General features: G+C 70.0%; 20 protein-coding genes. 11 read left to right on the top strand and 9 right to left on the bottom strand.

The annotated features are described in order from the left end of the window. Nucleotides 1-2 precede the first annotated feature (2 nt). Entirely contained in the window at nt 3-599 is a 597-nt protein-coding gene (locus tag AB0878_RS13530; RefSeq protein ID WP_366579586.1) for a hypothetical protein, read from the bottom strand. A 98-nt stretch (nt 600-697) separates the two neighbouring features. Here AB0878_RS13530 and AB0878_RS13525 point away from each other — a divergent pair, with 98 nt between their 5' ends. Both AB0878_RS13525 and AB0878_RS13520 read left to right on the top strand, forming a co-directional pair. Beyond that, nucleotides 698-1459 (top strand): GntR family transcriptional regulator, encoded by a 762-nt coding sequence (locus AB0878_RS13525; RefSeq protein WP_366579956.1) that lies wholly within the window; start codon nt 698-700, stop codon nt 1457-1459. 64 nt (nt 1460-1523) lie between these two features. Then, the gene (locus AB0878_RS13520) at nt 1524-4322 is read left to right on the top strand and encodes a hypothetical protein (protein ID WP_366579584.1); all 2799 of its coding nucleotides are present in this window, start codon (nt 1524-1526) and stop codon (nt 4320-4322) included. A gap of 161 nt (nt 4323-4483) precedes the next feature. Here the strand turns inward: AB0878_RS13520 and AB0878_RS13515 are convergent, their stop codons facing one another. Next, nucleotides 4484-5032 carry a dihydrofolate reductase family protein gene (locus tag AB0878_RS13515; RefSeq protein ID WP_366579583.1) on the bottom strand — a complete coding sequence of 183 codons (549 nt, stop codon included), beginning with the start codon at nt 5030-5032 and terminating at the stop codon, nt 4484-4486. A 55-nt stretch (nt 5033-5087) separates the two neighbouring features. Then, entirely contained in the window at nt 5088-6182 is a 1095-nt protein-coding gene (locus tag AB0878_RS13510; protein WP_366579581.1) for an FAD-dependent monooxygenase, read from the bottom strand. 140 nt (nt 6183-6322) lie between these two features. Here AB0878_RS13510 and AB0878_RS13505 point away from each other — a divergent pair, with 140 nt between their 5' ends. Further along, nucleotides 6323-6832, top strand: a complete 510-nt coding sequence (locus AB0878_RS13505; protein ID WP_366579579.1) for a DUF3761 domain-containing protein — start codon at nt 6323-6325, stop codon at nt 6830-6832. Nucleotides 6833-6849: 17 nt separating this feature from the next. Here AB0878_RS13505 and AB0878_RS13500 read toward each other — a convergent pair whose 3' ends face one another. After that, entirely contained in the window at nt 6850-8043 is a 1194-nt protein-coding gene (locus tag AB0878_RS13500; protein WP_366579577.1) for a hypothetical protein, read from the bottom strand. Between the two features lie 28 nt (nt 8044-8071). Between AB0878_RS13500 and AB0878_RS13495 the strand changes: the two genes are divergently transcribed. Then, nucleotides 8072-8272, top strand: coding sequence for a hypothetical protein (locus tag AB0878_RS13495; protein ID WP_366579575.1), 201 nt, complete (start codon nt 8072-8074; stop codon nt 8270-8272). Between the two features lie 48 nt (nt 8273-8320). Here the strand turns inward: AB0878_RS13495 and AB0878_RS13490 are convergent, their stop codons facing one another. Continuing rightward, nucleotides 8321-9499: an SPFH domain-containing protein gene (locus tag AB0878_RS13490; RefSeq protein ID WP_366579573.1), complete on the bottom strand. Its 1179-nt coding sequence runs from the start codon at nt 9497-9499 to the stop codon at nt 8321-8323. Between the two features lie 204 nt (nt 9500-9703). Here AB0878_RS13490 and AB0878_RS13485 point away from each other — a divergent pair, with 204 nt between their 5' ends. From AB0878_RS13485 to AB0878_RS13465, 5 genes are all read left to right on the top strand, one after another. Beyond that, nucleotides 9704-10507, top strand: a complete 804-nt coding sequence (locus tag AB0878_RS13485; protein ID WP_366579571.1) for an IclR family transcriptional regulator — start codon at nt 9704-9706, stop codon at nt 10505-10507. Nucleotides 10508-10580: 73 nt separating this feature from the next. Then, entirely contained in the window at nt 10581-11777 is a 1197-nt protein-coding gene (locus AB0878_RS13480; protein WP_366579569.1) for an aromatic ring-hydroxylating dioxygenase subunit alpha, read from the top strand. Then, on the top strand, nt 11774-12706 hold the full coding sequence (locus AB0878_RS13475; RefSeq protein WP_366579567.1) for a PDR/VanB family oxidoreductase: 933 nt from the start codon (nt 11774-11776) through the stop codon (nt 12704-12706). The genes AB0878_RS13480 and AB0878_RS13475 overlap by 4 nt, the downstream gene beginning before the upstream one ends. 9 nt (nt 12707-12715) lie before the next feature. After that, nucleotides 12716-13192, top strand: a complete 477-nt coding sequence (locus AB0878_RS13470) for a hypothetical protein (RefSeq protein WP_366579565.1) — start codon at nt 12716-12718, stop codon at nt 13190-13192. A 186-nt stretch (nt 13193-13378) separates the two neighbouring features. Next, complete coding sequence (locus AB0878_RS13465; RefSeq protein ID WP_366579563.1) at nt 13379-14788, top strand: MFS transporter; 1410 nt, start codon at nt 13379-13381, stop codon at nt 14786-14788. Between the two features lie 54 nt (nt 14789-14842). On the opposite strand, the gene AB0878_RS13460 is transcribed toward AB0878_RS13465, so the two are convergent. Both AB0878_RS13460 and AB0878_RS13455 read right to left on the bottom strand, forming a co-directional pair. Next, nucleotides 14843-15466, bottom strand: coding sequence for an NAD(P)-binding domain-containing protein (locus tag AB0878_RS13460; protein WP_366579561.1), 624 nt, complete (start codon nt 15464-15466; stop codon nt 14843-14845). Between the two features lie 24 nt (nt 15467-15490). Next, on the bottom strand, nt 15491-16225 hold the full coding sequence (locus AB0878_RS13455) for an SDR family oxidoreductase (RefSeq protein WP_366579559.1): 735 nt from the start codon (nt 16223-16225) through the stop codon (nt 15491-15493). Between the two features lie 126 nt (nt 16226-16351). Here AB0878_RS13455 and AB0878_RS13450 point away from each other — a divergent pair, with 126 nt between their 5' ends. Further along, nucleotides 16352-16927 carry a helix-turn-helix domain-containing protein gene (locus AB0878_RS13450; RefSeq protein ID WP_366579557.1) on the top strand — a complete coding sequence of 192 codons (576 nt, stop codon included), beginning with the start codon at nt 16352-16354 and terminating at the stop codon, nt 16925-16927. 112 nt (nt 16928-17039) lie between these two features. Here the strand turns inward: AB0878_RS13450 and AB0878_RS13445 are convergent, their stop codons facing one another. Beyond that, a complete protein-coding gene (locus AB0878_RS13445) occupies nt 17040-18593 on the bottom strand; it encodes an acetolactate synthase large subunit (RefSeq protein WP_366579555.1) in 1554 nt (517 codons plus the stop codon). Nucleotides 18594-18623: 30 nt separating this feature from the next. Further along, nucleotides 18624-19997, bottom strand: a complete 1374-nt coding sequence (locus AB0878_RS13440) for an FAD-binding oxidoreductase (RefSeq protein ID WP_366579553.1) — start codon at nt 19995-19997, stop codon at nt 18624-18626. 854 nt (nt 19998-20851) lie between these two features. On the opposite strand from AB0878_RS13440, the gene AB0878_RS13435 reads away from it, so the two are divergent. After that, on the top strand, nt 20852-21157 hold the full coding sequence (locus AB0878_RS13435) for a winged helix-turn-helix transcriptional regulator (RefSeq protein ID WP_366579551.1): 306 nt from the start codon (nt 20852-20854) through the stop codon (nt 21155-21157). Nucleotides 21158-21199: the final 42 nt, after the last annotated feature.

The following is a 21199-nucleotide window of genomic DNA, read 5'->3' as shown; positions in this document are numbered from 1 at the left end:
TTCTAGGCGCTGACCGAGAGGGGCTCTTTCCCGGATTCTTCCGGGGAAGAGCCCCTCTGGCTTTCGCGTACGGAGTCGTGCTCGGGCACCAGATCCAGCCGGATGGTGTAGCCGAGGAAACGGGCGTACATCAGGAACTCGCACAACGCCAAGTCGTGGACGGTCGGGCTGTACTCCAGGCACCAGATGTGGAGGGCGCTGGTGTCGAGGGCGTCGGCGAGATCGGTGCGGGAGCGGCCGGCGGCCATGCGGGCGTGGCGCAACTTCTCTTGCAGGCGACGGGGTTCGGCCATGGCGTCCGCGTCGGGGTCGGGGGTCGTGAAGTCGGTGTGGGGCATGCGTTCGCGCCAGGGCAGGGGGCGTTCGGCGGGGTCGTCCTCCACGATCAGCAGGCGGATGCCGTAGCCGAGTTCGCGGGCGTAGTCGGCGAGCCGGTGCAGACCCTTCGAGTGCGGGGCGCGGAACCACCAGCGGGCGGCGGTGACGCGGTTCGGGAGGCCGGTCATCTCCTGGATGTTCGAGAGAGTCCAGCCGCGGGAGTAGCGGATTTCCTCCAGCCGCGTCCGCGCCACCTCGATCTGCTCGGTCAACGAATCCATTGATGCCCACCCCTGACTTGTTATGATGTCCTGGCCACTAACGGTGACACAAGGTGGGCACCTGGTCAAGACAAGCTTACGAGTGCGACAATAGCCGCATGGTGGATCGCAGAAGCGGCGTACCCGCGTTCAGGCAGGTGGCGGCAGACCTGCGCGAGAAGATCACGGCCGGCCAGTACGCGCCGGGTGAGCAGCTGCCCAGCGAGCGTGAGCTCGTCGACGCTTACGGAGTGTCGCGCCCGACGGTGCGCGAAGCCGTGAACATGTTGCGCTCCGAGGGTTTGGTGACGTCGGAGCACGGCCGCGGCGTGTTCGTGCGGCCGCCGGCGAGCATCCAGCGTATCGGCCGGTCGCGGCTGTCTCGCGAAGCTCGGGAACGCAACCGTGGCGCCTTCCTCGCCGACGCCGCGGCGCGCGGCTTCACTCCGTCCACCTCGGTGAAGATCCGGTTCGAACAAGCCGATGCCCGCGCCGCCGCACACCTTGCGATCGACGAGGGTACCGAGGTCACGGTGAGGGATCGGGTGATGCGTGCCGATGGGCTGGTGGTCCAACTCGCGGTGTCGCGCCTGCCCCGGCAGTTCACGCGCGGCACCGCCATCGAAGAGGTCGACACCGGCTCCGGCGGCGCATACGCCCGGCTCGAAGAAGCCGGCCACACGCTCGGGTCGTTCGTGGAGCACGTTGGCGCCCGGATGCCGACTCCCGACGAAGCGTCGTTGTTGCAGCTCGCCGATGGTGTCCCCGTCATCACCGTCACGAGGGTGGCCTACGGGACCGACGGGACGCCGCTCGAGATGAACGACATGGTGCTGGCCGCGGATCGCTACGAGTTGTCCTACGAGTGGCCCGCTGACTAGACCATTCGGTAGGTGACGGCAGAAATGCCGGGAGCCCTCCCGTGCTGGCATGTGAAACTGGTTCATGACCACGACGACGCCCACCGAGGAGCGCGACCCGCTCGCGTTCGCGGGGTCCGACAAGCTGGTGAAGCTCGTCGGCGCGCTGTACCAACGGCCGCGGATGGGGGATCTGCCGCGGTCGTTGCACGCGGCGAACGTCGAGTGGGAGCCGGGCTACCAGCAGGAACGCGCGGGCCGCAAGGGTTTGCCGATGGTGTGCCTGGTGGGGCCGGCCGAGGGTGTGCTCGAGGAGTTCAAGCGGCGCCTGGGCACGGCGCGGCCCAGCGGCGGCGTGCGGTACGCGTACCTGCCGCTCGACCAGCGCAAAGACGCCGAGGGTCCCGCGACCGAGGCGAGCGTCCACGCGATCCGCGACATCCTGTGGGAAGCGCGCACCGAACTGCTGCGCAGCCCGCGTTCGCGGGGTTCCGGCCTCAGGTTCGGGCTGTTCACGCTCGTCGTGCAGCTGATGGCCGAGAAGCTGCCCGCGTCGGATCCGCCGGAGCGGACGTTGCTGCGGAAGCTGCAGGACAACGGCCTGCTGGTGCGGTTCCGGTCGGCGATCGAGAACGTCGGCAAGGAGCTGGTGCCGTCCAACGACGCGTGGAAGTACCCGTTGCTGGTGCTGCGGTTGCTGACGATGGCGACGTTCCGGCTCGCCGTCACCGGCCGCGTGCCGCTGCTTTCCGGGCGGTACCGGTGGTTCCTGCGCCAGCCGCACCTCGCGCCGGAGATGTCGGGCAGCTTCGTGCGCTTCGCGGTGCGCCTCACCGACGGCGAGTGGCAGCAGGAGTCGCCGGAGTTCGTCGCGCGGCTGCTGGTCAACGCGTTCCTCGAAGACCTGCGCCGCGGCTACCGGCGGCAGTTCTTCCGGCGCCGGCGCATGACCTATCCCGTGCTGCTGCTCGACCACGTCACCACCACCAACGGCGGCTACCGGCTGCTGGAGCTCATCAACGACGTGCGCAACCAGACCGGCCTGTTCGACCCGCTGCTGGTGGTCAGCACGAGCGACGCGCCGCCCCCGGACGACCGGCCGAGCCAGGACCGTCCACGGTGGACCGCGGCCGACGCGGGTGACGCCTACCGCTCGTGGCAGCACGAGCTGCTCCGCGACCGCCGCGCCCGCGACGCCGCCGCGTGGTACCTGCCGATCGGCCTCGACCCGGGCACGCCGGAGCAGCAGAGCCGGGCGCGCAAGCACTTGCAGTCGCTGGGGGACACGTATGTGTTGCGCCGCAGGCAGTCGAGTCCGCCGTGGTGGGCGACGCGGTGGATGCGGCTGGGGGTGCCGCTGCTGATCGTCGCGCTGGTGGCGAGTTTCGTCGGCGTGCGGTACCAGGACTACCGGACCAGTCACTGCGGCACGTCGAGCGAGTGGCTCACGTGGACGGGCACCGAGTGCGTGGGGATCTCCGACGGCTCGTTCTCGGTGTACCAGCCGGCCGACGACACCATCCGGCAGGTGCTTTCCGTGATCACGGACCAGAACCGGCGCGCGGCCGAGCTGCACGGCGCGCACCCGGAACGGCCGTACATCACGCTCGTCGACCTCGAAGCGCTGACGTCGCCCAACGGCACCGCCGAAGGTCTCACCGCCGAACGCGAGTCGCTGGAAGGGGTCGCGGTCGCGCAGCTCCGGCAGCTCACGGCGACGGCGACGGCGACGGCCGAGCCGATCGTGCGCGTGCTCGTGGCGAACGGCGGCCTCGGGATGCGGCAGGGCGTGGCCGTCGCGCGGCAGCTGAGCCGGATGGCCGAGCAGGACCGGAGCATCGTCGGCGTGGTGGGGCTGGACATGAGCAGCCTGCCGACGCAGCAGACCATCCGCGCCCTCGGCGACGCCGGCCTGCCGGTGGTGGCTTCGACGTTGTCGGCCGACGGCCTCGCCGACCAGAACCCGGTGTATTTCCAGGTGGCGCCGCAGAACCGTCGTGAGGCTGCGGTCGCCGCGGCTTTCGCTGCGACCAGGCCGGGTCCGAAGGTCTTGCGCGTGTACTACTCGGACGACGACTCCGACACCTACAGCACCAATTTGCGCGACGACGTCATGAAGTCGTTCGCGGACAAGGGCTTCTCGGTCGAGGCCAGGGCTTTCACGCCCGATGGCGGCCAGCAGGCCCCGTCGTCACACGACCGCTACGGCGAGCGCCTCGTCGGCAACGCCGCCGCGGCCGGCCGGGACACCTGCTCCTACAACGGTTTCGTCCTCTTCGCCGGCCGCGGCGTCCCGGACTTCGGCGACTTCGCCACCGGCGCCGCCCAGTGCGGCAGCACCGCCACGATCATCGGCGACGACGACGTGTCCCGATATGTGGCGGACCAGGTGGCGCGCGAGCAGAACCGGGCGCTGCCGTACTACTACCTGTCCTTCGCCAGCGAACCGGCGACCGACCCGCAAGGCCTGGCGCGGGACTTCTACACCACTTTGGACCGGACGCTGTTCCCGTTCGAGCAAACGGAACGCGGCCGCTCCTTCGACGGCCACGCCGCCCTGTCCTACGACGCCGCCTTGGTGATGATCACGGCGACGGCATATTTGCGCGAGACGTCCGCCGACATCCCCGTGACGCCGGGCGCGGTGTGGCGCGAGATCACCGCCATCCACACCTCCCGCCCCGACGACCACCAGACGAACAAATACATCGAAGGCGTCAGCGGCACCATCGACTACGGCGGCGACATCGGCCGCCACGTCCCGGAAGCCAAGCCCGTGTCCGTACTGCGCGTCGAGGGCGGCGAGGTCGTGCGTGGGCTGCAGGGCTTCTGCGGCATGGCGGCGGGGCGCACGTCGGACGCTTGGTGCCCGGCGGATTCGTGAGAGTTACTCGGAAGGCCAGTAGCGGACCGAGCGCGTAGTCGATCAGGCAGATCATCCGCTGGCGGGCTCCTGGCGGGGTGGTTTCCAGCGGTGCCTGGCGCAGCCGAGTTCAGCGCCTTCGTCGAGCCGCGCGGACTTGAACGTGGGTCGGCGGCCACGGCTCACCGCAGCGGGCGGTACCGGAGATCCACCGCCAGCGCCGGGTCGCCGTCGTGGATGCGGGCCCAGCGGACGGGCGGCGTGCCCGGGCTGTCGAAGAGGCGTACGCCCGAGCCGAGCATCACGGGGGCCAGGTGCACGCGGAACTCGTCGATCAGGCCGAGTTCGAGGCATTGGCGGGCGATGTCCTGGCTGTGGATCTCCAGGTCCTTGCCTTTCGCGGCGGCCAGGCCGATCTCGACGGCCTCGGCCAAACCGCAGTCGAGGAAGGTGATGCCGTCGTCCGGCGCCGCGTCTTCGGGATGGTGGGTGAGCACGAACACCGGGCCGGTCCACGCGCCGCCGTAGGGTTGGCGGCTCGCTTGGCCGGGGAATTGCTGCGCGAGCGCGTCGTAGCCGCGGCGGCCGCCGAGGACGGCGCCGAGGGTGGAGATGGCGTCGTGGTGGGTGGCGGGGTCGACTTTGGTGCCGGCCATCCAGTCCATCGAGTGGCCGGGGCCGGCGGCGAAGCCGTCGAGCGACATCATCAGGTGCCAGCGCACGTTGCCCATGGGGGCCTCCGTTCGTTTTCGGTGTGCCCGTACTGACTGCCGGGCGCCCGAAAACTCATCGGCCGAGCATCCACCTGACGAAGTCGAAGAACTCCTTGGCGTACAAGTGGGGTTCGTCGGCGGCCGCGGCGACCTCGTCGACCCAGCGGTAGACCTCGGCGTAACGCGGGAGCCGATCGGCTTCGTATGCGCGCAACGCGGCGGGGACGTCCGCCTGCGTGAGGTGGTCGGCGAGCACCAGCGCGTCCTCGATGCCCAGGGACGCGCCCGACGTGATGTGCGGGGACACGGCGTGCGCCGAATCGCCGGCGAGGGCGACGTGGGCGGAGACCCAGCGGGACTGCAGGGGCAGCGCCATCACGCGGTTGCTGACCACGCGGTCCTCCGGCGTCGCGTCGATGGCTTCGCGCAGGGGAAACGGCCAGCCGCCGTCGTAGAGGTGGGGGACGCGGGCGAGGGCTTCCTCCTTCGCGGACCGCGTGGTGGGCGGCGAACCCAGCTGCGCGAGGACCCAGAACGCCGTGCCGCCGCCGCTGCGGACCACACCGCCGCGGGTGCGTTCGCGGCCGACGACGAAGCGTTCCACCGTGATCTCCGGGATCGCGCTCTCCGCGACGATCCCGCGCCACGCCAGGTGGCCCGGGTACTCCTGCGCGGCCGAGACGGGGGAGAGCTGCTCGCGGACGCGTGAGTACACGCCGTCGGCGCCGACGAGGAGGTCGGCTTCCTCGGTGGAACCGTCGGCGAACTCCACGGTGACGCCGTCATCGTGGTCCCGGTAGCCGGTCACGCGGGCGCCGGTGCGCAGTTCGTCGGCGCTCAGCGCGGCGGCGAGCAGCTCGTTGAGGCGCTGGCGGGTGACCATGAGGTAGTCGACGTCGGCGAGGTCGCCGTAGTACTCGTCCATGACCTGCCCGGCCGGGTCCTGGTAGCGGATCGCGCTCGGCGCGCCGGCCGCCCGGATGGTGCCACCCACGCCGAGCCGGTCGAACACCGCGAGCGCGTTGGCCCACAGCCCCAGCGCGGCGCCGACCCCGCGGATCTCGGATTCCTGTTCGCACACCAGAGTTTCGAACCCCGCCTGCCGGAGCGCGAGCCCCGTCGTCAGCCCGACGACGCCGCCCCCGGCCACCACAGCTCGTTTTCGCACGCGCCACATCTTCCTCGGGGAATCGGCGCCGTGACAACCCGGAAAAGGTGTCCAGACCTCTCAAGACCTTCCGGAACGGGGCTTACCGGCAGTTCATGAGGCGCGCCCGCACGGCCGCGAGTCAGGTCGGCGGCTGACACGTGGTCTGTCGCCGGGTGGCTTTAGTGGCCCGGCAAGGAATGGTGCTGGCTGCCGGACTGCTGGTCGCGGGCTGCGGGGCGGCACCGGCGCCGACCGGGAACACCGGTGTCGTCGTGCCGGCCACCACGACCTCGGCTCCGAGCAGTTCTGCGTTGCCGGAAAGCACTTCCGCGACGCCGAAGACGACCGATTCGCCCGTTTCGACCACTTCGGTGCCGGCTTACGTCACACCGGAAACCACAGCTGCGAAAACCACGGCTCCGAAAACCACGGCGAAAGCCAAAACCACTCCGAAAACCACCGCGGCGCCGCCGAAAACCAACTCGACTGCCTGCAGCGCCGACTACTACCGCAATTCGTCCGGCGTGTGCGTCCACCGCCCGTCGTCCAACCCCGCCGGTGCGACCGCCAAGTGCAAAGACGGCAGCTACAGCTACAGCCAGCACCGCTCCGGCACCTGCTCCGGCCACGGCGGGGTCCTCACCTGGATCGCCCGCCCCGCGAGCTGATTCCCGGTGCACCTGCGTCAATGGTGGTGCGTCACCGTGGTGTGGTGAGTCGTCGTCGAGTGGGTGGTCGACGAATGCGTCGATCCGCTGCTGTGGCCGCGGATCGCGACGAAGTAGACGATCGCCGCGACGACGATCAGCGCGATGAGGGCCGCGATGGCGATCTTCGCCTTGCTGTAGGGCCGTTGACCCTGCACTTCGCCGGTGCGGCCGTTGACGAGGATCCGCCAGTTCTTGCCGGCGTAGACGTAGGTGGCGACCCAGACCGGGAGCAGCATCAGTTTGAAGGTGACGTCGCGGTGCTGCGTGTTCATCGACTGCACGCGCTGCTCGTCGCCGCCGATGTCGTGGCGGCAGTCGTCCTCGATGACCGGCGTCATGCGGCGCTTCGCTTCCTCGAAGCCGGTTTCGGCCTCGATGTCGTAGCGCAGCGCGAAATGCCCGGCGAGGAACTGCGGCTGATACGGCTCGGCCTGCTCCAGCGGCCACGGCGCGAGCTTGTCGAGCTCTTTGGCCGGCAGCTGGGTACTGCCCGGCACCAGCACGTCGTCGAAGAACCGGGCGACCTGGCCGCCCGCCGGATACCAGCGCGTGTGCCGCACCCGGCGGGTCTTCTGCTGCCCGTTGTCGTAGTAGGTCTCGGTGACCCAGTAGTGCTCGCCGCGCTGTCCGGAGTAGACGGTGTCCGTCTGCGAATCGTAGGTCCAGTGCGGGATGTAGGTGCTCTTGGTGGACTCGGCCGTGCCGACCTTCTTCAGCGCGTTCGGCGCGAACCAGCGCGAGTTCGTCCACTTCTTCAGGTGCGTGCTCACCGCGCCCTTGTCGAACTGGAACGGCAGCACGCCTTCGGGCACGAGCTGCCCGGACGCGTGCGCGTCGATCACCAAGGGGGCACCGCAGAACTGGCACAGACTGGCGGTTTCGTTCGTCTCGGTGGTGGCGCCGCAGCGCTGGCACTTGAAGACGTACTGGCCGATCGTGGCCACCGGTTTGCGGGCCAGGTCGGTCAGCTCGGCGAACGCGATCTCGCGGATCTGCCGGTCGCCCGCCGTGATCTCCTGGCGGTACCCGCAGTACGGGCACTGCATCGACGTCGACCCCGGCGCGAACTCCAGGCGGGCGCCGCAGCCGCCGCACGGGTAGGTGCTCGCGGCCGTGTGTGCCGGCGCGAACGCGGGTGGCGGACCCGACTGCGCGGGACCGCCGGGCACGGGTCCGCCTGGCATTGGTGCGCCCGGCATGGGTCCGCCGGGCATCGGGCCACCCGACATGGGTGCCCCGGGCATCGGTCCGCTCGGCATCGGGCCACCGGACGCCGGTCCGCCGGGCATGGCGCCGTTCGGCATCGGGCCACCCGGCATGGGCGCGCCAGGCATCGGACCACCGGGCATCGGGCTACCGGGCATGGGCCCGCTCGGCATCGGGCCGTGGTGCGGGTAGTTCGGGTTGGTCATGGCGGCTCCCCTCCGCTGGACGAGTCAGGACGGCTCAGGACTGCGGCGGCAGCGGCGGCGGGGTCGCGCCGAACAGCGGCGAGACCTCCGGCACCTGCGCGGCCGGCGTCCATTGCGGCATTCCGGACTTCCACACGAGGGTCTCCCGGGTCAGCGTGCCCGAGGAGATCTGCTGCCCGAGCTGGCTCCGGTCGAACGGGCCGAGCTGCTGACCGTTGGCCCCGACGAACCACTGCTCGGACTGCGGCAGCGGCGGCGGCATCTGCGGCGTCGGCGCGGACGGCGGCTGCTGCTGGTACTGCTGCGGCTGCTGCTGGTACTGGGGCTGTTGGTACTGCTGCGGCTGCTGGTACTGCTGTGGCGCGCCCTGCGGCCCCGCGGCGCGCTGGCCGAGCGCCATGCCGAGGCCGATGCCCAGGCCTTCGCCCGCGCCGCCCTGGTTGTTCGCGGCCGCCTCGATCGCGTTGGCGGACTGGAACTTCGTGTACTGGTCGAGATCGCCGACCACGCCCATCTGGGTCCGCTTGTCCATCGCGGCCTCGACCTCGGGCGGGACCGAGATGTTCTCGATGATGAACTTCGAGATCTCGATGCCGTTGGCGTGCAGTTCGAGGTTGAGCGCGTTGGCGATCGCGCCGCCGATCCGGTCCTGTTGGGTGACCAGGTCGAGCATCGGCACCTTGGCCGCGGCGATGGCGGGGCCGAGCTTGCCGATGATCATCTGCCGGAGGTACTCGGAGACCTCCTCGGTGCGGAACTGCGGGTCGGTGCCCGCGAGCTCCTTGAGCAGCGCGACCGGCTCGACCACGCGCACCGCGTACCCGCCGAACGCGCGGAGCCGGACCATGCCGAACTCCGGGTCGCGCAGGATGATCGGGTTCTGCGTGCCCCACTTGAGGTCGGTGAACTGCCGGGTGCTGACGAAGTAGACCTCGGCCTTGAACGGCGAGTTGAACCCGTACTTCCAGCCCTTGAGCGTGGACATGATCGGCATGTTCTGCGTCTGCAGCGTGTGCATGCCCGGGGCGTAGGCGTCGGCGACCTGGCCCTCGTTGACGAAGACCGCCGCCTGCGATTCGCGGACGGTGAGCTTGGCGCCCATCTTGATCTCGTTCTCGTAGCGCGGGAAACGCCACACGATCGTGTCACGACTGTCGTCGGTCCACTCGATGATGTCGATGAACTCGCCGCGGATCTTGTCGAAAATCCCCACGTACTTGGCCCCCGTCGCCTCCGTCGTTCCGGGCGCTCCCCGGCCCGTCGACACAGTACCGCGCGCCCCGTCCGGACGCGGCCGGATGGGGCGGGCCTGTCGGGCGGCGGACCGCGGTGCCCGAAATCGGTCATCATGAGTGGCGGGAAGCGAGTCCTTCCGGCGGCGGCCGGAACCGCAGGCACACGGGAACGCGGAGGCACGGTGGCGCGCTGGACGACGGGCGAGTCGGTGCTCGCCAGAGGTGCGCGCGTGCTGGAGGCGTTCGACGAGGAGCATCGGGTCCTGACGGTCGCCGAGATCGCGCGGAAGGCGGGCCTGCCGGTGCCGACGGTGCACCGGCTCGTGGCGCAGCTGCTCGAGGTCGGGTTCCTGGAGCGCGCCGAGGACCACCGGGTCCGGATCGGGCTGCACCTGTGGGAGCTGGCCGCGCTGGGGGCCCGCGCGCTGGATCTGCGCGAGGCCGCGATGCCGTACCTGGAGGACGTGCACGTCGCGACCCGGCAGCACACGCAGCTGAGCGTGCTGGAGGGCAAAGACGTGCTCGTGGTCGAGTGGCTGAAGGCCCGCAACGTGCTGAAGGAGCTGATCCTGCACGCCGGACGGCGGGTGCCCGCGCACGTCGTGGCCGCGGGAGCGGTGCTGATGGCGCACGCGGGTGCCGAGCTGAGGGACGAGGTGCTCGCGGGACCGCTGGCGCGGTTCAACGAGAAGACCCCGACCGAGCCGGGTGAGCTACGGCGGCTGTGGGCGTACGCACGCAAGCACGGCTATGTCGTGTGCGACGGGTTCGTGAGCCCACGGGCGGTGAGCGTCGCGGTGCCGGTGACCGGCCGCGACGATGCCGTGGTGGCGGCGATCGGCGTGGTCGCCCCGACGAAGGGCATCCAGCCGATGGCGCTGGTGCCGGCGCTGCTCGCGGCGGCCCACGGGATCGGGCGGGCGTTGCGTTCGCCGGTGCCCGCGAGGCCGACGCGCATGTGGCCGGACCGACCGGCACTCCATTGATCGGAGCCGCCGTTGAGCGGCGGCGTTCCCGGGCGCTTGAGTGGGTTTTCACCACCACGAGCGAGGAGTTCCCATGGACGTCGGCACCGCCTACGGACGCCAGCCCGGTCAGTCCCTGCTGGAGCTGGCCCAGGTCGGACCCGGCACGCCGTACGGCGAGGTTCTGCGCCGCTACTGGCAGCCGATCGCACTGTCGGCCGACGCCACCACGACCCCCCAACGGCTGCGGATCCTCGGCGAGGATCTCGTGCTCTTCCGCACCCGCCGCGGGGCGCCCGGCCTGCTCGCGCCGGACTGCGCGCACCGGGGCGCGTCGCTGTTCTACGGCGGCGTCGAGGAAAACGGCATTCGCTGCTGCTACCACGGCTGGGTCTTCGACACCGAGGGTCACTGTCTCGAGCAGCCGTGCGAACCGGAGCTGGGCCGCCACCGCGACCGGGTGCGCCAGCCGTGGTACCCGCTGAAGGAGTACCACGGGCTCATCTTCGCCTACCTGGGCCCGCCGGATCGCAAACCCGCGTTCCCCGTCTACGACGTGCTGGAGAACCTCGGCGAAGGTGAAGCCGTGTATGCCGACGACAAGAGCTTCGGCGCCGGCGGACCGGCCGAAGTGGACTTCAACTGGCTCCAGCACTGGGAAAACGTGATGGACCCGTTCCACATCCCCATCCTGCACGCGCGCTTCTCCGGCAACCAGTTCATCCCGGAGATGGCGGTGCTGCCCGAATGCACGTTTTCCTGCACCGAGCAGGGCGTGCGCGTCACGGCGCTGCGCGATTTTCCCGGCGGCCGCGTGCTCACGCGGCTGACCGACGTGGTCTTCCCGAACGTCCGGCTGATCCCGGGGCCGCGCCTGCAGGTGCTGGGGCCGACGACGATCGTCGGGTGGGCGGTGCCGTTCGACGACACGCACTTCAAGGTCTTCACGTTGTTCCGGGCCGCCGACCCCGGCTACCTGCGCACCGAGGGCCTGAAGCTGGGCGACGACCAGTTCTGGCACGAGCTCACCAAAGACGAGCACCAGCGCTACCCCGGCGACTACGAGGCACAGAAATCGCAGGGCGCGATCGCCGTGCACTCGCGCGAGTTCCTGACGACGACCGACCAGGGTGTCGCGATGCTGCGGCGCATGATGGCCAAGCAGATCAAGGCGGTCGCCGACGGCCACGACCCGGTCGGTGTCGTACGCGAGGGCGAGACCACGACCTACCACGTCGTGGCCGGAAGCTACTTCGACGGCGTGCCGGCGGAAGCCGGGGCCACCCCGTGACGGAGCTGCGGGTGGTGAGCATGACGTGGGAGGCGGACGGTGTGCTCTCCCTGCTGCTGGCGGATCCCGGCGGTGCGCCCGTGCCCGCGTGGACGCCGGGCGCGCACCTCGACCTCGACCTCGGCCCGGGACTGCGGCGCAGCTATTCGCTGTGCGGTGACCCGGGTGATCTGCGGACGGCGAAGATCGCCGTGTCGCGCGACCCCGCGGGCCGCGGCGGCTCCGAGTTCGTCCACACGCGACTGCGTCCCGGCGCACTGGTGACGGTCTCCGCGCCCAGGAACAACTTCGAGCTGGCCGACGCACCGGCTTACCTGTTCCTGGCGGGCGGGATCGGCATCACGCCGTTGCTGCCGATGATCGCGGAGGTGGCCGCGTCCCGAGCGCGGTGGCGGCTGGTGTACGGCGGCAGGCGGCGCGCGTCGATGGCGTTCCTGGACGTTCTCGAGGGTCTCGGCCCGGCGGTCCTCGTTCGTCCCGAGGACGAGTTCGGGCTGCTGGACCTCGACGAGGCGCTGGAAGAGACCACTTCGGACACTCTCGTCTACTGCTGCGGCCCGGAACCGTTGCTGGCGGCGGTCGAAAAGCGGTGCGCGGAGCACGGGCGGCAGCTGCGGCTGGAACGCTTCGCCGCGCGGCCACCGGGCCCGCCGCGGCCGGCGGGCCCGTTCGAGGTCGTCTGCGCACGCTCGGGGCTGACCGTGACCGTCGGTCCCGGCCGCAGCGTGCTGTCGGTGCTGGAGGAAGCCGGGTTGCCCGTCGCGTACTCCTGCGAGGACGGCATCTGCGGCACCTGCGAAACCGGGGTGCTCGAGGGCGATCTCGACCACCGCGACTCCGTGCTCACCGACGCGGAACGGGAAGCCGGCGACACGATGTTCATCTGCGTGTCCCGCTGCACGTCGCCGCGGCTGGTTCTCGACCTGTAGGAGGAAATCGTGAGCTCACGCCCGATCGCGGTCGTGGAGGTCGACGGCGTGCTCGCGCTGGACGACCCGAAGGTGCCGGTCGTGGAGACGGTCGTCCACGCCTACGGCCACCGCTGGGCCAGGCCGATCAGCATCCCGGTCGGTGCGTCCGCCGTGCTGCGACAGCTGGCCGAGGAGTTCGACGTGGTGTGGGCGAGCTCGTGGTCCCACAACGCCCATCCCGCGTTGCGCGAGGTGCTCGAACTGCCCGCCGAGCCGTGGCCGTTCCTGCCGGTGCAGTTCCGCAAGCTGGGCGCCATCCGCGCCTACGCGGCCGGCCGCCCGTGGGTCTGGATCGACGACGCCATCCACGACCTCGGCCACCTCCCCGATCCACCGGACGGCCTGCTGGTTCCGGTGGACGCGGGCGAGGGGATCGTCTCGGTCGATCCGGCGGCGCTGCGGGAGCAGCTGGCCCGCCTGAGCGCTGTCCCCGGCGGACGGTGACGCGGGCGCGTCATTGCTTTACTGCTCCGGCGGCGACGGTACCTGGCCCTGATCCGCCGTTGACCGGAATGACTGCTCCGTTCAGCCCAATCCGGTAAGTCGGATCAATCACGTACCTCCCGTCGAGGCCGGTCTAAGCGGTAGCGTTCCTTCCGGTACGGCGTACGACTGAACCGGGGGCACAACGTGGCTCAGACAAGCGGACGAGCGATCGTTCCTGTGCTCGCTTCGTGCGGCCTTGTCGCGTCCTTCATGCAGACGTTGGTGGTGCCGCTCATCCCGGCGTTTCCGAAGCTGCTCAACGCATCCGCGACCGACGCGTCGTGGGTCGTCACCGTGACGTTGCTGGCGGGCGCGATCATCACGCCCGTCGCGGGGCGGCTCGGGGACCTCTACGGCAAGCGGCGCGTGCTGCTCGCGAGCCTGGCCGTGCTGGTCGCCGGCTCGGTGATCTCGGCGCTGACGAGCTCGCTGGCGCTGATGGTCGTCGGCCGCGGGTTGCAGGGCTGCGCGATGGGCGTGATCCCACTGGGGATCAGCATCATGCGCGACGAGCTGCCGCCCGAGCGCGTCAGCGGCGCGGTCGCGTTGATGAGCGCGACGCTGGGTGTCGGCGGCGCGATCGGCCTGCCGCTGGCGGCGGTCGTGGCGCAGAACGCCGACTGGCACGTGCTGTTCTGGAGCGCCGCCGCGCTCGGTGTGGTGTGTGCGGCGCTGATCCTGCGCTACGTCGGCGAATCGCCCGTGCACACGCCCGCGCCGTTCGACTACCTGGGCGCGTTCGGCCTGGTCGTCGGGCTGACGTGCCTGCTGTTGCCGATCGTCAAGGGCGGCGAATGGGGCTGGGGCAGCGCCGGCACGCTCGGCAGCGCGGCCGCGGCCGTCGTCGTGCTGCTCGGGTGGGGCTGGTACCAGCTGCGCCGCCGGGACCCGCTCGTGGACCTGCGCGTGTCGGCGCGGCGGCCGGTGCTGTTCACGAACCTGGCGTCGATCCTCGTCGGGTTTTCCATGTACGCCATGGCATTGTCCTTCCCGCAGCTGCTGCAGGCACCGTCGGCCACCGGCTACGGACTCGGCCAGACGATGGTGCAGGCCGGCCTCTGCCTCGCGCCCAACGGCCTGGTCATGATGGCCCTGTCACCTGTCTCCGCGCGCCTGACCAACCGCTACGGCGCACGCGTCACCCTCATGACCGGGTCGATCGTGATCGCGATCGGTTACGTCTTCGCGATCCTGCTGATGGGCAACGTCGTCGAGCTCATCACCGCGTCCGTGATCATCGGTGCGGGCGTCGGCATCGCCTACGCCGCCATGCCCGCGCTCATCATGGGTTCGGTGCCGGTGACGGAAACCGCGTCCGCCAACGGTCTCAACTCCCTCATGCGGTCGGTCGGCACCTCGACGTCCAGCGCGGTGATGGCCACGCTGCTCGCGAGCTTGACCATCACCGTCGGCGGGCTGACCGTCCCTTCGCTCACGGGCTTCCGCACGACGTTCGCGGTGGCGGCCGTCGCCGCGGTGATCGGGCTGGGCCTCACGGCCCTCGTGCCCCGGGTCCGCGCGAAGACGGCCGCCCCGGAACCCGCTGTCGTCTAGGGAAAGAGGGCGGCGCCGTGGTTGTGGGCGTATCCGCGTGCCGGATGTGGCGGCTCAGCCGAGGTTGTTGATGCCGAGGGAGAAGTCGAAGTTCCCCACGCCGTGGCGGGCCAAGCCCATCGTCAACAGGCCCGCTCCCTCCAGCCAGTGGGCCATGCTCAGATCGCCGGTGTCGCGCGGGCGCAGTCCGAGGCTCTCGATGAACGTCGACACGCTCGCCTTGGCCTGCGCATCGTCGCCGGCGAGGAACACGTCCACGGGGCCGCCTTGGGCCAGGACGTGGCGGAAAAGAGTGTTGAAGGCCTTCACGACCCGGGCGCTCGCGGGCGCGGCCTCGGCCACGCTTTGGGCGACGGAGGTGTCGTGGGGGAGCGCCAGCCCGGTGCCGGTGGCGTTGAAGGGGTTGGTGATGTCGACGATGATCTTGCCGGCCAGCGCGTCCCGGAACTCGCGGACGATCGGCACGGCGCTGTCGAACAGCACGGCGAGGAGGACGATGTCGCCGGCCGGGGTGGCACCGAATGTCCCGGCCGTGGTGCCGCCGCCGAGTGTCTTGGCCAGGGCCGCGGATTTGGCCGCGTCGCGGCCGATCACCTCGACGGTGTTGCCGCCCGCCACCGCGAGCGTGCCGATGGTGCGGGCCATGTTTCCCGTACCGATGAGGGTGATGCTGCTCATGAGGTGCGCTCTCTTCTGCGTGGGTCAGATTGCGGTCGCGCCGCCGTCGGTGACGAGTTCCAGGCCGTTGACGTAACTGGAGTCGTCGGAGGCGAGGAACAGCGCGACGGCGGCGATTTCTTCGGGGCGGCCCATCTTTCCGCGGGGGATGAGGGACTCGAATGCGGCTTTGGTGGCCTCGTCGAACAGTTCTTCCTGTTTGGCGGTGGCGACCTGGCCGGGGGTCAGGACGTTGACCCGGATATTGCGGTCGCGCAGTTCGTTGAGCCAGACGCGGGCCCAGGCCTGCTGAACGGCTTTGCTTCCCGCGTAGAGGCTCCAGCCGGGGAACGCGCCGAGTGAGGCGTTGGATCCGGTCATGAAGATCGACCCGTTGTCGTTGATCAGTGGCAGTGCCTTCTGGACGGTGAAAAGGGTGCCGCGCGCGTTGAGCCAGAAGGCGCGGTGGAACTGTTCCTCGGTGATCTCGCCGAGGACGGCGGGTTCACCCGTTCCGGCGCTGGCCCACACCACGTCGATCGAGCCCTTTTCCCGCTTGACGGTGTCGTACAAGCGGTCCAGGTCGGCCAGGTCGGCCGCGTCACCCTGTACGGCGGTGACGTTGCGGCCGATCAGCTTGACGGCGTCGTCCAATGCTTCCTGCCGCCGAGCCTGGATGAAGACGTGCGCGCCTTCCTCGACGAACAGCTTGGCGCCGGCCAGTGCCAAGCCGGTGGATCCGCCGGTGATCACCGCTACCTTGCCGTCGAGCTTTCCCACAGCCACTCCGTTTCAGTTGCCCAGTCGATGTTATGTACACCGATCTGAGTGCTTAACGTAGCGGGCAGGCGCGCGGGATGCAAGCTATGTACACCGGTCGGTACCCAAGTCGGCTACACTGAGCGCGTGACAGAGGTGGAGAAGGGGCCGCGAGGCCTGCGCCGCGGCAGGGGCGCACGAGAGCGCATCGTCAGCGCGTCACAGCAACTGTTCCGCGATCAGGGCATCAACACCACGGGCATGGACCAGCTGTGCGCGGTGGCTGAAGTATCCAAACGCACGCTGTACCAGCACTTCGCCGGCAAGGACGAGCTGATCGCCGAATGCCTGCACCGATTCGATCCCGACATCCTGCCGGAGGTGTTCGACCGCGCCGACCTCACACCGCGCGAACGACTCCTCGCCGTGTTCGAGGTGCACGCGCCCCTGTGCCCCTTCATCCAGGCGGCAGTCGAAATCCCCGACCCGGGCCACCCGGCACGCGTGTACGCCCGCGACTACAAGAAAGCCTTCGCCGCTCGGCTCACCGAAACCGCTCGCGAGGCCGGCGCCACCGACCCCGAGCAACTCGGCGAGCAACTGGCGCTGCTCCTGGACGGCGCCGCGGCCCGCACCCGAGTCCTGAACACCGACGTGTTCACGACCGCCGCGGCCATCGCTGCCGCCCTCATCGACAGCGCCATCCCCGCGACAGCCCGGTGATGACGGCGGCGAGGGCCAACCGTCGAGGGTGAACCGGGTCAGACAAGTCCATCCGTAACTGCCACGCCGTCACCGGGTTCAGCAACACGGCTTGACGCGGGCAACTCGGGGTTCAGAGGAGCGGCGCCACCGCGGCGTCGATCAGGTGCGGTCCCGGCTCCGCCAGCGCCCGGCGGAACTGCTCGGCCAGCTCCTCCGCCGTGGTCGCGCGCGTGGCGGGCACGCCCATGCCCTCGGCCATCTTCGCGAAGTCCATGTCGGGCCGGCTGAGGTCCAGCAGATCCTTGGCCTTCGGCCCGTCCGACGCCGCGCCGACGCGCTGCAGCTCCATGCGCAGGATCGCGTAGGCGTGGTTGTTGAGGATGACCGTGGTGACGTCGAGGTTTTCGCGCGCCTGCGTCCACAGCGCGGAGATCGTGTACATCGCGCTGCCGTCGGACTGCAGGTTGATCACCGGCCGCGACGGCGCGGCGATCGCGGCGCCCGTGGCCACCGGCATGCCGTAGCCGATCGCGCCGCCGGTCAGCGTCAGCACGTCGTGGCGCGGGGCGCCGGCCGTGGCGCCGGGCAGCAGCAGGCCGGACGTGTTGGCCTCGTCGGCGATGATCGCCTGCTCCGGCAGCAGCGCGCCGATCACCTCGACCCAGTTCTGTGCCGTCAGCGGTCCGCTCGGCAACTTCGGCCGCGAAGCCTCCTGCAACACCGGTTCGACGTCGGCGGCGACGATCGCGGCGACGTCGGCCAGTGCGGTCGCCACGTCCTGCCCGACCTCCGCCAGCACGTGGACCTTCGCGCCCTCGGGCACGAGCACGCTCGGCTTGCCGGGGTAGGCGAAGAACGACACCGGCGCGCGCGTGCCGGCCACGATCAGGTGCTTCACGCCGTCGAGCTGGTACATCGCCTGCTCCGACAGGTACCCGAGGCGCTCGATGTTCGGCAGGCCCGCGCCGCGTTCGAGACGCGCCGGGAACGTCTCGACCAATGCCTTGGCGCCCGTCGCGGCGGCGATGCGGCTGGTGGCCAGCAGCCCGGCCTCACGGCAGGCGGGTCCGCCGATGAGCAGCGCCACCGATTCGCCGCTGCGCAGCACCTCGGCGATGTTCTTCACGGTCGTCGCGTCCACCGCCTGCGGCGCGCGCGGCGGGATCGGCGCGCACGTCTCGCCGCCCTCGCCCCACGACGCGTCGGCGGGCAGGATCAGCGTGGCCACCCGGCCCGGCGCGTCCTGCGAAGCCGCGACGGCCGCGGCCGCGTCGGCACCGACGTCCTTGGTGTGCGAAGAGCGGCGCACCCAGCCTTCGAGCGAACCCGCGAGCGCGTCGATGTCCGACTCGAGCGGGGCGTCGTACTGCTTGTGGTAGGTGGCGTGGTCGCCGACGACGTTGACCACCGGCGTGTGCGCGCGGCGCGCGTTGTGCAGGTTGGCCAGCCCGTTGCCGAGCCCCGGGCCGAGGTGCAGCAGGGTCGCGGCGGGCTTCTCGGCGATGCGCGCGTAGCCGTCGGCCGCGCCGGTCACCACGCCCTCGAACAGCCCGAGCACCCCGCGCATCTCCGGCACGGAGTCGAGCGCGGCGACGAAGTGCATCTCCGACGTGCCGGGGTTCGAGAAGCAGACCTCCACCCCGGCGTCGACGAGGGTGCGGATCAGGGACTGGGCGCCGTTCATGCTGCTCACTTTCTGGGTCAGGCTCAGGGCTCAGGAGAAGAGGACACCGGGGTTGAGGATGCCGGCGGGGTCGAAGCCCTGCTTGATCCGCCGCAGCAGCTCGAGCTTCGCCGGGTCTTCGAGTTCCTTGTGGTACTTGGTTTTCGTGCGGCCGAGGCCGTGCTCGCCGGAGATCGCGCCGCCGAGGTCCATGGCACAGGTGAAGATGTCGGTGAGCAGTTTCGTGCGCACCTCGGGGTCTTTGCAGAAGATCGCGAGGTGGACGTTGCCGTCGCCGGCGTGCCCGCAGCCGATCGCGCCGGCGCCCGCGGCCTGTGCCAGCTCGCGCGCCTTCGTGAGGAACGGGGACATCGACGAGCGCGGCACGACCACGTCGATCACGTCGTCGGCGCCCGCGGACTTGGCCGACCAGAACGCCTTTTCCCGCGCCTCGATGAGCTTGCGCGCGGAGCCGCCTTCGAGCACGTACACGTCGATCGCGCCGAGTTCACCCAGCAGCTCGCCGAGCGTCTCGACGTCTTCGGCGAGCCGGCCGGTGTCGCGGTTTTCCAGCGCCACCACCAGATACGCCTGCACCCGGTCGCGGATCGCGTCGGGGACCCCGAGCTCGAGCTTCTCGTTGTAGACGAGCGCGGCCATCGTGAGGTTGTCGATGTACTCGAGGATGTGCGGCGCGAGGCCGCTGGTCACCACCTTCGGCACCGCGGCCATCACCTGGTCGAAGTCGTCGAACGGCGCGAGCACGGTGGCGCCGTGGGGCAGCCGCGGGTGCAGCTTCACCGTTACCTCGGTGGCGAGCGCGAGCGTGCCCTCCGAGCCGACGATCAGCTGCGTGAGGTCGTAGCCCGTGGAGATCTTCGACGTGCGCCCGCCCGTGCGGATGATCTCGCCGGTGGGCAGCACGGCTTGCAGGCCCAGGACGTTGCTGCGGGTCACGCCGTACTTGATCGCGCGCATGCCGCCCGCGTTGGTGCCGACGTTGCCGCCGACGCTCGCGCTCAGCTCCCCGGGGTACACGGGGTAGGTCAGGCCGGCCTCGGCCGTGCGCTGGTCCAGCTCCGCGAGCGTGACACCCGGCTGCACCACCGCGACGTGGTTCACGGTGTCGATTTCGAGGACGGAGTTCATTCGCTCGAACGACACGAGCAGACCGCCTTCGACGGGTCGCGCGGCGGCGGAGAGCCCGGTACCGGAGCCACGCGCGGTCACGGGCAGCCCGGCTTCCGACGCGGCCTTCAGCAGCTCCGCGACTTCCTCGGCGCTGTGCGGCTTCGCGACGTACGCGGGCTTCTGCTGCTGCACGCTGAGCGCTTCGTCGTGGGCGTAGTCGTCGGAGATCGCGTCGCCGACCAGCAGGTTCTCCGCCCCGACGATGTCCGCCAGCCGTGCCGCGACGGTACCCATCAGCTGCCACTCCCTCACGCGCCGGTGCCTGGTTACCGAAGCGTAGTACGTCGCGTGGAGGGCTCGCTATGAAACTTCTTCACGTTCGTCGGAGGGGTGTCGCGAAGGGACCGTTCGCGCCCCTGCGGCGACCGGTGGCCTCGGTGCCGCGTCTCCTTCGCCTGGAAATGAAAAAACGACCATTTCGGCGACGCCCCGCGAGTCGCCGAAAAATGGCCGGAAAGAAAACTGTGCCGCGCCGTTGCGCTCGGCGTGGCAGTTGATTCAGTAAAGCGCTGACCGAGGGGACCGGCCCGCGCCAACAGGCCGGCCCCCGGTGAAACCTTGCCGCCAGATCAGACAAGCCAGCCGAGCACGTGCGCCAGGTGGGCGAGCAGACCCGTGATCAGGTCGTGGCCGTGGTGCGCGTGCTGGATGAACGTGTGCATTGAGGGGCTCCTTGTTCTGATTTGTGTTCAGTTGTGCTCTCGCGAGGAGCGACCGAAGATTTTCACCGCCCTGGCGTGGTGTCAAAAAGCCATTCGCCGGCCGGGCCGGGCGTCACGAATCTTCCCACCATAAACGCGTAAGGCTTTCGTGTTCTGCGGCGGGGTGCCATTGTGGACGGACGGCCACCGTAGGTAGCCGAGAGTCGAGTTGATCACTCTGGGTAGCAGACCTGCGTTGCGACAACCGGGCGTCGTCGTTACCCGAACCGGTGACGGGGCTGCCACGAATGGTGAGTCTCGGAGGTTCACACGCCCGGGTGACGGAGGCGTGGTGTCAACGCCCGCGACGGCCGCGTCAAAGCTTCGTCAACGGCCCGAGTTCCTTGTGCCCGACCGCTTTAGCGTCGCGGGCGAAGGAGGTGTGCCGTGCCCGGACCGCTGCACGTGACCGGCTACCGCAAGGCCGTCGAGGTGATCGACGTGCTCACCGAGGGTGAGACGGGCTTCACCGAACTGCGCAGGCGCACCCGACTGTCGCGTCACTGGCTCACCCGGGTGCTGAGGGTGCTCGCCGCCGAAGGGCTCGTCCGGGGGACCGGTTCGTGGGACGAGCGCCCGGCGCCGGACACGCGGTTCGCGCTCACCGAAGAAGGCCGGTGCCTGGCCGACGAGCTCGCCGACCTCGACGTGTGGACGGCGCTGTACGAGAACTACCTCAACGGCGCCAACTGAGCTGGGGATGCTGGGGACGACGGAGGCCTCCGCGCCCGTCCG

The sequence above is a fragment of the Amycolatopsis sp. NPDC047767 genome (assembly GCF_040704195.1).
Classification (GTDB): domain Bacteria; phylum Actinomycetota; class Actinomycetes; order Mycobacteriales; family Pseudonocardiaceae; genus Amycolatopsis.
The sequence above is the reverse complement of the archived record's forward strand: the minus strand, read 5'-3'. Positions and strand labels throughout refer to the sequence as shown.

Bases quoted from the DNA above. Each gene is read 5' to 3' on its own strand.
- AB0878_RS13530 (WP_366579586.1), bottom strand. From the start codon at position 599: ATGGATTCGTTGACCGAGCAGATCGAGGTGGCGCGGACGCGGCTGGAG.
- AB0878_RS13525 (WP_366579956.1), top strand. From the start codon at position 698: ATGGTGGATCGCAGAAGCGGCGTACCCGCGTTCAGGCAGGTGGCGGCA.
- AB0878_RS13520 (WP_366579584.1), top strand. From the start codon at position 1,524: ATGACCACGACGACGCCCACCGAGGAGCGCGACCCGCTCGCGTTCGCG.
- AB0878_RS13515 (WP_366579583.1), bottom strand. From the start codon at position 5,032: ATGGGCAACGTGCGCTGGCACCTGATGATGTCGCTCGACGGCTTCGCC.
- AB0878_RS13495 (WP_366579575.1), top strand. From the start codon at position 8,072: ATGGGTCCGCCGGGCATCGGGCCACCCGACATGGGTGCCCCGGGCATC.
- AB0878_RS13480 (WP_366579569.1), top strand. From the start codon at position 10,581: ATGGACGTCGGCACCGCCTACGGACGCCAGCCCGGTCAGTCCCTGCTG.
- AB0878_RS13460 (WP_366579561.1), bottom strand. From the start codon at position 15,466: ATGAGCAGCATCACCCTCATCGGTACGGGAAACATGGCCCGCACCATC.
- AB0878_RS13445 (WP_366579555.1), bottom strand. From the start codon at position 18,593: ATGAACGGCGCCCAGTCCCTGATCCGCACCCTCGTCGACGCCGGGGTG.
- AB0878_RS13440 (WP_366579553.1), bottom strand. From the start codon at position 19,997: ATGGGTACCGTCGCGGCACGGCTGGCGGACATCGTCGGGGCGGAGAAC.